14 protein-coding genes are annotated in these 15,468 nt (G+C 37.9%); 5 read left to right on the top strand and 9 right to left on the bottom strand.

Annotation, left to right across the window (positions count from 1 at the left end; genetic code table 11):
• Positions 1-156: 156 nt before the first annotated feature.
• Positions 157-828 (bottom strand): DNA repair protein RadC, encoded by a 672-nt coding sequence (radC, locus tag C0T34_RS12655; RefSeq protein WP_109850248.1) that lies wholly within the window; start codon positions 826-828, stop codon positions 157-159.
• A gap of 302 nt (positions 829-1,130) precedes the next feature.
• On the opposite strand from radC, the gene coaBC reads away from it, so the two are divergent.
• The 3 genes from coaBC to slmA all read left to right on the top strand — a co-directional run bounded on the left by coaBC (position 1,131) and on the right by slmA (position 3,499).
• Positions 1,131-2,342 carry a bifunctional phosphopantothenoylcysteine decarboxylase/phosphopantothenate--cysteine ligase CoaBC gene (coaBC, locus tag C0T34_RS12650; RefSeq protein ID WP_098941493.1) on the top strand — a complete coding sequence of 404 codons (1,212 nt, stop codon included), beginning with the start codon at positions 1,131-1,133 and terminating at the stop codon, positions 2,340-2,342.
• The gene (gene dut / locus C0T34_RS12645) at positions 2,326-2,784 is read left to right on the top strand and encodes a dUTP diphosphatase (RefSeq protein ID WP_098941494.1); all 459 of its coding nucleotides are present in this window, start codon (positions 2,326-2,328) and stop codon (positions 2,782-2,784) included. The genes coaBC and dut overlap by 17 nt, the downstream gene beginning before the upstream one ends.
• A 112-nt stretch (positions 2,785-2,896) precedes the next feature.
• A complete protein-coding gene (gene slmA / locus C0T34_RS12640; RefSeq protein WP_023583381.1) occupies positions 2,897-3,499 on the top strand; it encodes a nucleoid occlusion factor SlmA in 603 nt (200 codons plus the stop codon).
• Between the two features lie 308 nt (positions 3,500-3,807).
• Here slmA and pyrE read toward each other — a convergent pair whose 3' ends face one another.
• Positions 3,808-4,452, bottom strand: coding sequence for an orotate phosphoribosyltransferase (gene pyrE, locus C0T34_RS12635; protein ID WP_098941496.1), 645 nt, complete (start codon positions 4,450-4,452; stop codon positions 3,808-3,810).
• An 80-nt stretch (positions 4,453-4,532) separates the two neighbouring features.
• Positions 4,533-5,249, bottom strand: a complete 717-nt coding sequence (rph, locus tag C0T34_RS12630) for a ribonuclease PH (protein WP_069366895.1) — start codon at positions 5,247-5,249, stop codon at positions 4,533-4,535.
• A gap of 125 nt (positions 5,250-5,374) precedes the next feature.
• Here rph and C0T34_RS12625 point away from each other — a divergent pair, with 125 nt between their 5' ends.
• Entirely contained in the window at positions 5,375-6,238 is an 864-nt protein-coding gene (locus C0T34_RS12625) for a YicC/YloC family endoribonuclease (protein ID WP_098941497.1), read from the top strand.
• A 171-nt stretch (positions 6,239-6,409) separates the two neighbouring features.
• Here the strand turns inward: C0T34_RS12625 and C0T34_RS12615 are convergent, their stop codons facing one another.
• The 5 genes from C0T34_RS12615 to murQ form a co-directional block, all read right to left on the bottom strand.
• A complete protein-coding gene (locus tag C0T34_RS12615; RefSeq protein WP_109850247.1) occupies positions 6,410-11,353 on the bottom strand; it encodes an RHS repeat-associated core domain-containing protein in 4,944 nt (1,647 codons plus the stop codon).
• Positions 11,354-11,460: 107 nt separating this feature from the next.
• Complete coding sequence (locus C0T34_RS12610) at positions 11,461-12,381, bottom strand: transferase (protein ID WP_098941499.1); 921 nt, start codon at positions 12,379-12,381, stop codon at positions 11,461-11,463.
• 145 nt (positions 12,382-12,526) lie between these two features.
• Positions 12,527-12,700, bottom strand: a complete 174-nt coding sequence (locus C0T34_RS18145) for a hypothetical protein (protein WP_162556829.1) — start codon at positions 12,698-12,700, stop codon at positions 12,527-12,529.
• Positions 12,701-12,774: 74 nt separating this feature from the next.
• Positions 12,775-12,975, bottom strand: a complete 201-nt coding sequence (locus tag C0T34_RS12605) for a helix-turn-helix domain-containing protein (protein ID WP_109850246.1) — start codon at positions 12,973-12,975, stop codon at positions 12,775-12,777.
• A 118-nt stretch (positions 12,976-13,093) separates the two neighbouring features.
• Positions 13,094-13,990 carry an N-acetylmuramic acid 6-phosphate etherase gene (murQ, locus tag C0T34_RS12600; RefSeq protein WP_109850245.1) on the bottom strand — a complete coding sequence of 299 codons (897 nt, stop codon included), beginning with the start codon at positions 13,988-13,990 and terminating at the stop codon, positions 13,094-13,096.
• A gap of 107 nt (positions 13,991-14,097) precedes the next feature.
• On the opposite strand from murQ, the gene C0T34_RS12595 reads away from it, so the two are divergent.
• On the top strand, positions 14,098-14,835 hold the full coding sequence (locus C0T34_RS12595; protein ID WP_098941502.1) for a tetratricopeptide repeat protein: 738 nt from the start codon (positions 14,098-14,100) through the stop codon (positions 14,833-14,835).
• Positions 14,836-14,925: 90 nt separating this feature from the next.
• On the opposite strand, the gene C0T34_RS12590 is transcribed toward C0T34_RS12595, so the two are convergent.
• Positions 14,926-15,384 (bottom strand): GNAT family N-acetyltransferase, encoded by a 459-nt coding sequence (locus C0T34_RS12590; RefSeq protein WP_109850288.1) that lies wholly within the window; start codon positions 15,382-15,384, stop codon positions 14,926-14,928.
• Positions 15,385-15,468 lie beyond the last annotated feature (84 nt).

Below are 15,468 nucleotides of genomic sequence, written 5' to 3'. Positions count from 1 at the left end.
GATTGAAAAACTGTGTAAACACCTCAGAAAAAACTTGCTGAGATAGGCTCTTCTCGCCAAACCCAAGATCCTCAAAGGTGGCGTAGTATACGCCCAATGGCCTCAACGCTCAAGACCCGTACAAATAAAGATTGACAATAATTACAAAAATATTTGCTACAACCAACCTAGTTCTGCGAAAGAAACACAATTATCATGCCCTATCACAAGGTGATCGAGTACATTTACACCCACTAATTGGCAAGCAGTAAAAATTTTTTCTGTTATTACTTTATCTGCGAGACTTGGTTCGCAAATACCAGAAGGGTGATTATGAGCAAGAATGATGGATGTTGCATTCTTTTTTATTGATTGGCGGACAATTTCTCTAGGATGAACCTCTACTCTGTTAATTGTTCCTTTAAACATCTCTTCAAATGCAATCAATTGATTTTGATTATCGAGAAACAGTACCACAAACACTTCTCTGTCTCGCCAATGCAATAATTTTTGTAAGTAATGCTTTGTATCTTCTGAAGAAGATAATACATTTTTATACATAAATTGTGTTGTAGAAAAGCGCTGTGCCATTTCATTAATCGCTTGTAGCTGGGTAAACTTTCCCACACCAACGCCTTTAAAGCGCCCTAAAGTTTCATAATCAGCATTAATAACATGATAAAGAGAACCACACTCTTTAAGTAAAAAAGCCGCCAATTCTAATACAGATTTTTCATAAGTGCCGGTGCGTAAAAAGAGCGCCAATAACTCAATATCGGTGAGCGATTCCACGCCATAAAGTAATAATTTTTCTCTAGGTAAAAGCTCATTAAATGATTGATTTTCCATCCGTGGACTCCTTAATAATTAAAGGCAGTGGTATTAATGATCTACTTTATCTATTCACATAAGCATTAGAGTTTAGGTGAAACATCACTCATCATTAAATGCTAATCACAAAACAACTGTTGTTTTATACAGTTAATTTACTATAAACTACTAATCTTGTATAAAAAAGACACATATCAAATTTATGCGAGATGAATCGCAAAAATTTAATCTATAAAACATGAAGTTACATAGAATTCCGAATTCACGATGACCTTGTGGTAAAATTACGGGCAATTATTTATGTACTTAGGCATTTCATCATGACTACACTTCACGACAAAAAGATTATTCTTGGTATCAGTGGTGGTATTGCGGCCTATAAAGCACCTGAACTTGTACGCCGTTTACGTGACAAAGGTGCAATTGTGCGAGTTGTAATGACACCCGCAGCTCATGCATTTGTGACACCTTTATCACTACAAGCTGTTTCTGGTTTTCCTGTTGCGGATGATTTACTTGATCCAGCAGCAGAAGCCGCTATGGGGCATATTGAATTAGGTAAATGGGCTGATTTAATTCTACTTGCACCTGCTACTGCCGATCTTATTGCACGTTTGCGAGTGGGTATGGCAAATGATTTACTTACCACACTCTGTTTAGCGAGTAGTGCACCTATCGCTATTGCACCAGCAATGAATCAGCAAATGTACAGAGCCACGATTACACAAGAAAATTTATCAGCTTTAGAGCAACGCGGCTGTTTAATTTGGGGACCTGATTCTGGCAGCCAAGCTTGTGGTGATGTAGGGCCGGGACGAATGTTAGATCCTTTAGCACTTGTCGCATTAGCTGAAAAACAACTTGCTTTACAGCCACAAGATTTTGCAGGTAAAAAAATTACGATAACCGCAGGTCCGACTCGTGAAGCCTTAGATCCAGTGCGTTTTATCAGTAATCATAGCTCCGGGAAAATGGGATTTGCGATTGCACAAGCAGCCGCATTACGTGGAGCTGATGTCACACTTATCGCAGGGCCTGTCACATTACCGACACCCGCTTGTGTTAAACGTATTGATGTTGAAAGCGCACAAGAAATGTATGAACAAGTGATGCTAATCGCACCTTCACAAGATATTTTTATTGGTTGTGCGGCTGTTGCAGATTACCGCGCTAAACTTATCGCGGCTGAAAAAATAAAAAAACAAGGTGATGAAGTCACCATCACTATGGTAAAAAACCCCGACATTGTCGCGAGTGTCGGAAAAATGGTTGAACACCGTCCTTTTGTTGTTGGATTTGCAGCCGAAACCCAGAATGTGGAAGAATATGCCCGCAAAAAACGAGAACAAAAGCAACTCGATTTAATCTGTGCCAATGATGTTTCAGTAGAAAATCAAGGCTTTAACAGTGACAACAATGCATTACACCTTATTTGGGCTAATGGAGAAACGCGCTTACCACACAGTAGTAAAGCACAACTTAGCCATCGCCTACTTGACGAGATAGCCAAACATTATGATGAAAAAAATTGATGTTAAAATCCTTGATGCACGTATTGGTCAAGAATATCCACTTCCTGCTTATGCCACGACAGGCTCTGCTGGTTTAGATTTACGCGCTTGCCTTGATGCACCATTAGTTCTTGAACCAGGGCAAACCGAATTATTACCTACAGGTCTTGCTGTACATATTGCCGATGAAGGATTAGCAGCAATGGTACTTCCTCGTTCAGGTTTAGGTCATAAACACGGTGTCGTATTAGGTAACTTAGTTGGACTGATTGATTCCGATTACCAAGGTCAACTGATGGTATCTGTTTGGAATCGTGGTAAAACAGCGTTTACCATCGAACCCGGTGAGCGTATTGCTCAAATGATTATCGTACCCGTAGTTCAAGCTGAATTTAATATTGTTGAAGATTTTACCGCAACGGAACGTGGTAGCGGTGGCTTTGGCCACTCCGGCCGCCAATAATAACGACGTCTTGCATTAATTATATCAATGACGATATCACTCCCTTTGCACTAAAAACCTTAGTGCAAAGGTTTACTGATTTGTTTTGCTTTTAGCAGGGGCCTTATCAGTCATGGCAGAAGAAAAAGAAACCAAAAAGAAAAGAAATAGACGGGATGAAATCTTACAGTCACTTGCCCAAATGTTGGAATCAAGTGATGGTAGTCAACGCATCACAACGGCAAAACTTGCCGCTACTGTTGGTGTATCTGAAGCTGCGCTCTATCGACATTTTCCCAGTAAAACCAAAATGTTTGATAGCTTGATTGAGTTTATCGAAGATAGCTTAGTCTCCCGTATTAATTTGATTTTAAAAGACGAAAAAGATGCTGTTGCAAGAATTCGTTTAATTCTTATCTTGATCCTCGGTTTTGCTGAGAAAAACCCAGGGCTATCTCGTATTTTGACTGGTCATGCATTGATGTTTGAACAAGACAGATTGCAAGGCCGAATAAACCAGCTTTATGAGCGTATTGAGGTTCAACTACGACAAGTCATTAAAGAGCGTAAAATTCGTGAGGGTAGTGCTTTCTTGCATGATGAAGCGTTACTTGCTTCACAACTACTCGCTTTTTGTGAAGGTATGTTAGCGCGCTTTGTACGCACAGAATTTCGCTATCAACCCACTCAAGAATTTGAAGCTCGCTGGCCATTAATTTTGGCACAGTTACAATGAAATGATGGACTCGTGATTTAACTCAACAATTTGAAATTTACAGATATGCCGTTTTTTTCTTATTTGTGTTAACATGCGTCCTCTGGTACACAGTTACCTAAATGTATTTATCAGGAATGGCACTCGTGCAGTTCCTACATTGTGGCATTAGCGACTCGCTTTGCCCCTGCTGTAAAAGTCCTTTTTATATTTCAATATCTGTGATAATTGTCGCAGAAGATTCATTGTACTACTCACCCCGCCCATAATTGGGCGAGGGCTTTTTTTTATCTCTAATCGACCAACTCGTTTATCGCATATTGACTTTATTAATTCACGCCATAGCGCTCACGATAAGCTTTAACCGCAGGTAAATGCTCAGACAGTGTTTCATTCTCACTTAGGTAACTAATTAAATCATCCAAGGTAATAATCGAATACACTTGGCATTGATAGTCACGTTTTAACTCTTGTATTGCAGAAAGTTCTTCTCGCCCTTTCTCTTGTCTATCCAAACTTAATAACACCGCAGAAAGCGTTGCATCATGCTGTTTTATAATTTCCATTGATTCACGAATTGCAGTACCTGCTGTAATGACATCATCGACAATCACAACATTACCTTTCAATGGGCTTCCTACTAATGTTCCTCCTTCACCATGATCTTTAGCCTCTTTGCGATTAAAACAGTAAGGGATATCGATATCATGATGTTCAACCAATGCGATTGCCGTTGTGGTTGCAATAGGTATCCCTTTATAAGCGGGTCCAAACAACACATCACAAGACACATTATTATCTAATAATGTTTGCGCATAGAACTGCCCCAGTAAAGCCAAGTCACGCCCTGTATTAAATAAACCGGCATTAAAAAAGTAAGGACTCACCCTTCCTGATTTCAGTGTGAACTCACCAAATTTCAGGACATTTTTTGCTAATGCTAGTTCGATAAAGCGGCGTTGGTAGGCTTTCATTTTTTTCTCCTCTCTACGTTACTTGATGACAAATTTTAGACATAAAAAAGGCGACTTCTCAGTCGCCTTAAAAATATAATTTATTGCTTAAGCGCCTCTTTTTGCGCTTCAAATATTTTCTCTAATCCCCCCTTTGCAAGGGCGAGTAAAGCAAGTAATTCTTCGTGACTAAATGGCGCGCCTTCTGCCGTACCTTGAACTTCAATCATACGACCATCATCAATCATCACCACATTCATATCTGTTTCTGCGGCAGAATCTTCAACATATTCAAGATCGCATAATGGTTCACCATCAACGATCCCCACAGATACAGCGGCGACCATTGATTTAAGAGGGCTCTTTTTCAGTTTACCTTCTTCAACCATTTTATTTAAAGCATCAACTAATGCGACGCAAGCACCAGAGATAGAGGCTGTACGTGTACCACCATCAGCTTGAATAACGTCACAATCAACAGTGATAGTGAATTCACCTAATGCTTTTAAATCAACAGCAGCACGTAATGAGCGTGCAATTAAGCGTTGAATTTCCATAGTACGGCCGGTTTGTTTACCACGAGCCGCTTCACGTGCATTACGACTATTTGTTGCACGAGGAAGCATACCGTATTCTGCGGTTACCCAACCTTGTCCTTGTCCTTTAAGAAAACGTGGTACACCCTCTTCTACAGTGGCGTTACACAAGACTTTAGTATCACCAAATTCGACTAATACAGAACCCTCAGCGTGTTTTGTATAATGACGAGTAATGGTAATAGGACGTACTTGGTCTGCTTGTCTGTCTGCTGGACGCATGGTGTTATCTCCGCTTTCTCTGACATATTGGGGGCGCATTATACGACCTAAAATGGCTTATGCCTATCCTGTATCGATGCCTAGGGTTATAATCGTATCATCTTTTACACTATTGAGACCCTATTATGATCCGTAGCATGACCGCTTTTGCTCGCCGAGACATCAAAAAAGACTGGGGTAGCGCTGCATGGGAACTACGTTCCGTCAACCAACGCTATCTTGAAACTTATATTCGTTTACCTGAGCAATTACGTAGTTTAGAGCCTGTTATTCGTGAACGTCTACGTAATCGCTTAACGCGCGGTAAAATTGAATGTAACTTACGTTTTGATCTTAATGCTCGCTTTCAAGGCGAACTTAATCTTGATGAAAATTTAGCAAAACAACTGATTGTTTCTGCCAACTGGGTAAAAAGCCACAGCCATGAAGGGACTATCAGCCCATTTGATATTTTACGTTGGCCGGGTGTTATTTCCGCACAAGAGCAAGATTTAGATGCCATTGGTACTGAGCTTTTAGCTGAATTAGATTTAGCGATCGATGCCTTCATCGCAAGCCGTGAAGCAGAAGGACAATCACTGAAAATACTTATCGAACAGCGTTTAGATGCTGTTTGCGAAGAAGTTGTTAAGGTGAGAGCGCAAATGCCAGAAGTTTTACAATGGCAACGTGAACGCTTAACGAGCAAATTGGAAGAAGCTCAAGTCCAAATTGATAATAATCGTTTAGAGCAAGAGTTAGTGATGTTGGCGCAACGTTTAGATGTTGCTGAAGAGCTTGATAGATTAGAAGCTCACGTTAAAGAAACACGAAAAATTCTTGTAAAAAAAGAAGCAGTAGGTCGCCGTCTTGATTTTATGATGCAAGAATTTAACCGTGAATCCAACACATTAGCATCGAAATCAATTAATACTGAAGTCACTAATTCAGCCATTGAATTAAAAGTTTTGATTGAACAAATGCGTGAGCAGATCCAAAACATTGAGTAAGATTTCTTAGAACAGACCGTGAAAGAATCAAGGTTAAATTGAAAGGACTGAGCCCTGTAGAGTACAGAACTCAGTCCTTGAAAGTTGCTTAATGAACAGTCCAACTTTATGGGGGCACTTCAGAAAGACGGGGTTTTACGGCGTACCTGATAAGTGAATATAAACAATGAGTCAGAGTGAAAAATCGAACCATTTCCCCTTATAACGAAATCGAGTAATATATTCTTTGGGTATTGGTGTTACAAAGGTCGCTTCTACGGTTCTTGCGGGTAGCATAGCGACAAAATTTGAAGTATCAACTGTTTCCCCATCAAGTAGTAAACGTGGAGAAGCTACATTTTTTCGAAATTTTAGCGTTTCAGTTCCAAGTACCTGAGCTGTGATATTTTGCTCATGCATTTTAGGAATTTTAATTTCATATAAATAATCACGAGAATCAGCATAACCCCCAGCCGCCATATCTGTACCGAAAGAGATATAATCTCGGTTAGGGCTACGGACATGGGCTTGTGAGTGTTCTGTAGCATTTTTACTAAATTCAGATTTGAAGCGCTGTAATATTTCTGCGGGTGTATCTTGGCTCCAAGGTTTGAACCCTCCTGCTTCACTTATTTTATTGGGTGCCCGATTTTCACCTCGATAAAATGCCATTGCATCTTCTACTACGGCCCACTTTTTCGCAGCCACAGTCGCACCGCGACCCGATAATCCAGTGTCTAGAATATTTCCAATACGTGCTCTGAAGCCTGAAGTTGCTCTGTTTAGCCCCATTAGGGCGCCACGACCCACCACCTCACTGATACCTGCAATACCTGTACCTAAAGAAACCCAGCCAAGAACAGACGATGCTTCAAGATTACTATCAGAAATAGCACCGCTGACAATACTTGTAATATCGGAAACAACACCCAGAGCCCCTACAGCTAAAGTGATTGCAGAGGTTGAGCTAAGCGCTGCAGCCACACTGCCAGCTGCAATAATTGAAGCGCCTGCTGTGAAGATAGAGAAAATTAATCCTAACGCACCCAATACAATTCCTGTAATAGCGTTGCCACTTAAATGACCACTGGGATCTAATCGGTTGATTGGATCGCCAGCACAATAGGCATAAGGGTTAATACCGCCCGCATCAAAGGGGCTGAGACTATCAGGGCTAATAAACCTCATTAGTTGAGGATTGTACGTTCGATACCCATTCCCCAGATGATAATTGCCACTAAGTGGATCACGACGCTCACCATTAAAGCCGGGTAGCCATAAATCACTACGACTATAACCGTAAGGGCTCCATTGGCTCAGCGTTCCATTATCTTGAGATGTGTCTCGTGACCAAAGTAGGCTTGCATGGCTATCTGTGGCAGTGAGTATGAGATTGTTTTCTGTTGCAGCACCCAAACAATGATGGCCTAGTTTGATTAATCGATTATTAATAGACTTAGATGTCATTAATTCGTTTACAAGCTCATCTCCCCGGTAATAGAGTGATCTACTATCTGTGTCATCAATATTTTGTATGGCTAGACGATTTAATGCATCATAACTATATGTACTATTTTTTCCGTTCGGGTTACTGATGATTTTAAGTCGGCCAATTGCGTCATAATGTAATGTATTATCTATTTCATCTTTAATCATACGTCCATTAGCATCATAACTGAGTGAAATATTAGCTGGATAATTAGCGTGTGTATGCGTTATCGATGAGAGTTGAGTGGGATCTTTATCATTTTGATAATGATAGTTAGCACTGTCTATAGTGTTGTCTTTGTGGGTTGTGTCTACCTGAACAAGGTTATTAAGAGCATCATAAGAATAGATTTGTTTTGAGAGTAAATTACCATACGGCGTGGTTGGAAGCTCACTCCCTATTGCTTCGTAACTGAGTAAGCGATTGCGTAGATCGTAGTCATAATGTTCTGTACAGACAGTGGTGCCATTTTTTTGGGTTACACGATTGGCAAGTTGATCGTTTTCCAACCATGTTTGAGATATTACTATTTTCATACCGGAATTATCGGTTATAGTACGTGAGATCTCTCTGCCAAAATCATCATAAAAGAGCTGTGTTTTTAGGTTAGCTGCTGTTGTAGGATCAGAAACAGTTAGGGTGCTGAGATCCCCTAATGCGTTGTAATTGATTTGAGTTTTTAATGCATTATCAGTAACTTCAATAAGTTGACCAAATGCATTTCTGTTGTAGCGCGTTTGAGCACTTGTGATATCGTTAAATGCGGTATTGCTTCCGAGTAATGTCCATTGGTAATCGCTTTTTTTAGCACCAGTTAAATTACTCGTGACGGTTTCTGTTTTTAATGTTCCTGAAGGATGCCAAGCCAATAGTGTATTAACGCTATTGGACTCGTCTGCATCTAACAGTCGGCCATTACGTGCATTATAAGAGAACTTTTGTTTAACGTCATTTGAGCTAAGGGAAAGTATGGCATTATCCAATTCAGGCACGTATGTCATAAGGATTTTTTCTTGTGCCGGTGTTGTCACATTATCTGGTACAGGGGAGGCTTTTTGATAGGTATAATCTGTTACCCTCCCTCCACTTATACTTTTTACTACGCGTCCTAAACTATCAAATATTTGAGTACCTAGCGTCCAAGTTTCATTCTCCCTTTTTGAATTATTTCCCGTTACTTTTATGGATGTGATTTGTTCACCCTTTAAAAAAGGGGCATAAGTGCGAGTGACTATGCTACCATCTGCTGCTGTTTGGGTAACAACGCGATCATAAGCGTCATAGGTACGTAGTGTGACGTGACCCAGCTCATCTTCTTCTCTGCATAAGCGTCCCCATCCGTCATAGTCATACTTACGTGTCCCTTTAATATTCTCTTGTTGGTCTTTGAGTGTAATATGTAGAGGTCGAGAGTTAATATCATAAGTTGTTTGAGTACTACCGCTATATATTTCTTGTCCATCTTGAGTGCCACTTTGTTTTAATATTTTTGTGAGATGGATGACATCAATATTTTGCCAACGTGTTCTACCATCAGTGGAGGATGCCTTGGTTATCTGCCCCCAATTATCGTAACAGTAAGTATTACTTATTGTGTACTGTTTATTGCTTTGATTTTCTTCTAACTGCCAGTCACTACTGGTTTCTGAACTTATTTCATTCAATAAATTATAATTATAAGATTGAACTTCATACCAGATAGTAGGGGTATTGCTATTTGCTCGTAATTTACGAATGATTCGTCCTAAACCGTCAAAAAAAATTTTTGACTTATTTCCTTGTCCATCGGTTTCTATGCACGTTATATTCTTATTTTGGTCAATGAGATAATGCCAAGTACTGGTATTTTCATATTCTGTTCCTTGGGATAAAGTTTTACTAATAATTCGCCCCATACAATCATATTGATAATTAGTGTTAATACCTTGAGCATCTGTCTTTGTGTAAAGTAAACCACTAAATAGTGATTGAACACGAGTGAGTTCACTACTTAAGCCGTCATAACCAATAAGTTTAGCTGTTTGTGTGATTAAGTTATTGTTTATTCGCGTACTAAAATATTGGGTATTAATATAGACGTTATCTTCATTTTCTAAGTCATATACTTCTTCTTTAATGATCGTTACTCGACCAAAGCTAATATCGTCTAGTGTTGAGTTTAAGGTGTAAAATTGCCGTGATAATAGTTTGTTATCACTATAAAAACATTTTTTCTCTTGTACGATATATTCAGTATTGCCGAGTTTTTGGTAACTAAACTGAATGACACGTATTGGTGTGGGATAAGGTGTTTTCGGTGGTATGAGCGTTTGTTGTTTCATATATTTTACAAAACCATTGGGGGTTGGTGGACAATTTTCTTCCCCTTCAGCTGCATACCAAAGTGTTTGGATTTCTGAGCCATCTGGATATTGTTCTTTAATCGGGTTGCCCCAGATATCAAATTCGGTTTTTGTTATCTCCTCACGACTCTGTTCTTCAGCTGGTTTGCTGAGGTCAGTATATTGAGTTATTGTTTGTTTTGGTAACTGAAATTGCTCTGGTTGTTGATCAAAAGGCATACCTATCATTGCGTAATATTCCGTTTTTACGCTGTGTATACAGGTTCCTCTCTGGATCTTCTCTTCTGTGATCAAATGGAAATTGTTATAGTGACGAGTAATAGTAATATTTTCACTTTCTCCTATTTGAGTTTCAGTTGAACCATATTGATAATCAGTCAAAATAGCATAGGCGTTGTCACGGTTAGGAGAGAAATTAACGCCACTTGCAAACCCTAAATAGTTAGTGCTGGTATATTCATATGTAGTAACTTGTGCTTTCTGTTCGTTACCAGGGTCAAGAGTATATTTTATTACAGCAGGAAGAGCGGGAATGGCATCTTCAGGAAAACGCATGATATTATTTTGATAAGTTACAGTTTCAGTTAACCCTGAAGGATAAATAATACTCTCAACAAAACCATTTATATTATATGAAATATCCCATTTGTAATCGTTATTTATATAAACTATTTTTTTCAGAAAGCTATTAAATAATTGGCAGTGTAAAAGACGTTCTTCTGAAGTTTCTGAGAATAGTGTTAATGCAGGAATATTTAGATCGTCATAATTGATATTAATTAGCTCCCCATTTTGATCTTCTATACTTGATAGCCTATTTATTCCTTTAAATATCCAATTGAAATTAACTTGATGGCCTAGAGGGGAATGTATTGAGATCACATTTTTTATTTCTCTACCAGAATTAGTACCCTCTAAAATTTCAACTACGCCTGATTTGTAAGTAATAATATAATTCTCATTAGTTCGTTCTATTTTAAATGTTTTTAATTTTCGTTGTTCAACCTCTATACCTTGTGGATTTTCTTTGATGCGATAGGTTTCACCATTGGATAAATACAGTATTTTATTTAGTGCATCATAATAGGTTAGTGAGAAAGAAATACCTTTGCCAAAACCGATATTATCAGTGTTAAGTTGATTGTAATTTAATGAAAGATTAATTTCTGGACCTAAATTCCCATTTGCCACGATGTTTATGATAGGAAAAGAGAATGAATATAATCCAGTACGAGGATCTACTCCCCCAAGTGAAGCGCTGAAAAAATTATGACTTTGTGTAAAATATTCTGATTTTGGTGTCATTGTATAAAACTCCATTAATATTATTGGGTTGCAGGTGAAATTAGCCTCTGTGCATAAGTGAGAGGCTAATTTTTTCAGAGATAGGATTTATTTAAATAGGTAATGAATCAAACAATAACGTTAAAAGATATTTGATTATCACCGTTTGATGTAACATTGATATCAGCTCTATTTCCGTATTGGTCATGTAAGAAGAAATGTAAAGATTTTTTCCATTCGCTGTAGGACCATAGAGCACCATGCCATACCCGATAAGACCAGAAGCAGATCCCCATTTCTTCATGATTTTTCGATGTTACGGTAATGGACCATGAAGAGGAAAAGGTAAATTTTTTTGTATAAGTGGCAGATACATCACGTTTTATCGATGAGTCAGTTGAGGTGCAGCAACCTTTATAATTTCCTGTTTGTTTATAGTGAAACCAGTAGCCTTTGTCACATAGCGCATCATGCGTTATTGTATTTTGTGCTGTTTTAAATCGAACATAATATTTTTTTAAAACACAGTTATAACCACCAAAATCACTCTCATTTTTTGTCACAATATCCAAATCATCATTATTAAATATTCTCTGAGGTTGGATGTTTAAAGAGATAAAATCAGGAGTGGCATTATTATTGTTATTAATAGTTGAGGTTGTATATTCAGTATCACCAACCATAACACTCACGGATACTTTGAGTGGGGACTCTGAAACCTTAGGTACGGAGAGATAACAAAGGCAACTACTAGCCGCGCTGGAGTATGTTATTGGTTTGGGAATTGGATATGCATATGCTCCTTCTTTATCGGATACTTCTAAAATACTATTTGGAATGGCCTCATTTTTATAGTCAACTAATTTTATGTGTTTGTATATTTCTTCATTAGATAAAATAATTGAATTATTTTTTGCATCTCTAGCCTCTATAATTATATTAATAGGGACTTGATGAGCTTTATTGGCATAAATAGATGTGGATTTCTCACCGTTAGATATGTAAATATATAATTTATATATTGTTTTTATATCACTCCATGTATTCATAGATAACCTCGCTATATTTATTAGTCAATTTTTTTCGATATATAGATAGTATCTTTATTTTTCCTTTTTATCATAACACGCAAAAAAAACATTAATTATATTAATGTATGTTATGGCGCTTATAATATTTATGTGTTGGTTTTTCTTATAACCCATTAAACAATAAGTAAGAGTTATTGGCGCTTATATCAAACAGAGACAAAAAAGCCAGCAAATACAAGGTATCTACTGGCTTGATGATGGGCTGTAAATAATTCCCTTTTCGTGACATGCTTTGTTTTAAGCCCCTTTCCTGTAGCTGTTGTTGATAATGAGCCATTTGATTACTGCCCCTTGATCTATCGCGGATATCAAGTCGTCTGCGAACTTCATGTAGAGATGTCCCATTGAGGATCATTTGAACTCGGGAGAATAAACTTGTTTTGACGTTTTAACTTTTAAGCCACCTAACCCGTGTAATCGATAATTTTCAATCCATAGGCGGATTATGGCATGATTGATTTTAAACCTTTTACTGAGTATTTTAGGTGGCCCTTCATCATTTAGGTAAGCCTGAATAATTTCAAGTTTAAACTCTAGCGTATGGTTTAACATAAAAAAACTCCCTTCAATTCAGACTAAAAGAGTCCAACTTTTGGGGTGCAATTCACTTTAGGGCGGGGAGGATGTCAATAATAGTACTTTATAGTGAACATCAAATTGTAGCATTACACTATTCCAACGCCTTTCTAATAAATCCTTTGTTTTGATTAAGCATCTGTGTGGCCTGTTGTGCATCTACATTTGCTAAGATCATTAAAATTGCCGTTTTACAATGACGATGACATTGTGATAACGCTTCTTCAGCGATAGCTCTTTCACACTCAGTTGCTTGCATTACAATGCGAATTTGGCGTTCAACCAATTTGGCATTAGTCGCTTCAACATCCACCATTAAATTACCAAAAACTTTGCCGATTTTTATCATCGCACCTGTTGTTATCATATTTAAGATAAGTTTTTGTGCTGTGCCGGCTTTCATACGTGATGAACCTGTTACCACTTCAGCACCCACAATCGGTGTAATGGCAATATCAGCAAGTTTGGCAATCGGGCTTTCTGGATTGCAACTTATCGCCCCTGTTGTTGCACCTAATGATTTTGCATACTGCAGAGCGCCTATCACATACGGTGTTCTACCACTTGCAGCAATACCCACTAAAATATCTTGCTCATTAAAATTAAGTTGGCGTAAATCTTGTTCGCCTAATTGAGTATTATCTTCTGCATTCTCGACAGCTTGTAAAATAGCCTTGTGTCCACCAGCAATTAATCCAATCACCATTTCATGAGGTGTACCATAAGTTGGAGGACATTCACTGGCATCTAAAATCCCCAATCGCCCCGATGTACCAGCGCCACAATAAATAAGACGACCACCTTGAGAAAAAGCAATCGCAACTTTATCAACTAATTGAGCAATTTCAGGTAACGTTTTTTCGACTGCTAATGGCACTTTTTTATCTTCATTATTAATGACTTTTAGCATATCGAAGGTTGAAAGCGTGTCTATATTTTCACTGTTATGATTTCTACTTTCTGTGACAAGATTGCTAAGGTCAATCGCCATTATCGCACTCCAATATTGTTATTTGTTTGATTAAACCGAAGAAATAAACTGCTTTTATACCATTATTATTGGTAAGATTTTCAAAATCATTTCAAACGGTACCTTACATGACATTTATTAAATATATTTCGACCTTTATCAGCCTAATTACACTTTTTTTCTCCTTTTCTTTACATGCTAATTTTGAAGAGCAAGACAAAAGAAAATTTGAAGATACTCGCAAAGAAGCACTAAATCACAATGCACCAGCTCAATATCAATTAGCTGAAATGTATTTAATGGGAACGGGTGTCGAAAAAAATATTCTTAATGCCCAATTATGGGCAAATGAGGCAATAAAAAACGACTATGCCGATGCCTATGCATTACTTGCTGATCTCTATTTATTTAATGCGGACCCTTACTTTAAAAATTATTATGTTGAAGCGAGAAAATTAGCAACAATCGCAGCAAATAAAGGAAGCATAAGAGGAAAAATAAGTTTAGCAACGGCTCTTATAGCACCTTTATCTGGTGAAACAGATTACAAAAAAGCAATTACATTATTAGAAGAAGCTGCAGCAACTCATCAACCAGAGCTTGTTTACGCTCCGATTTGGCTAGGTGTTCTTTATAGTGGAGTGGGTAATGTGCCTGTAGATACTGAAAAAGCGAATATGTGGTTTGCAAAAGCTAATGAAATGACTTTTGAAGGATTTGCTCAAGCAATGGCTTCTTTTATGTTCTCTGGTCAATATTATATTATCGAGCCAAACAAGCAAAAAGCAGATGAATTAATGCAACAAGCTTGTGAAGAAGCAAAAAAAGTTGGCAATGAGTTTTATTGCCAACAAGCGTTTAATTAACCCAAAATTGAATAAATAACCCTAACTCAGAAAAGAGATGGTAAATATCGCCATCTCTTTTATACCTTGTCTGTCCTACCTAACGTTCTTTTATAGCGCCATACGGTATTCAATCACACCCGGTTTTTCTGCTACCCAATTATATAAGCGCTGACCACGTAAATTGGTTTCCTGTGTATGCCAATATAAACGAGCACAATTACGCTGTTTTGCTTGTTGATTAACAAACTCAATAAGTTGCTTACCTACATGGCGACCACGTGTATCTGGTGAAACAAATAAATCTTCTAAATAACAAAAATTACTTTCAGCCCATGTTGAACGATGAAAAAGATAATGTACAAAACCTAATACTTTTTCACCTTCCATCGCTACAGCACAATAAACAGGTTCTTTTTCATCAAAAAAACGTGCCCATGTTTTTAATGTTGTCTCTTCTGATAACTCAACTTTATAAAATACTTGATAACTTAACCAATGTGGCAACCATTGAGCATAATGCTCTTGTTCAACAAACTGAATTGAAACAGTTATTGGTGTTGTGCTCATCTCTTCACTTCCTTCTACTTTCATAAATGCTATAAAAAGGTATCACCTGCCTTTAATCGTGGTCATGGTACGTTTAATTTTGGT

This window comes from Proteus sp. CA142267 (assembly GCF_003336825.1).
GTDB classification, from domain to species: domain Bacteria; phylum Pseudomonadota; class Gammaproteobacteria; order Enterobacterales; family Enterobacteriaceae; genus Proteus; species Proteus terrae.
Note: the sequence above shows the minus strand (reverse complement) of the source record. Positions and strands in the feature narration are given on the sequence as shown.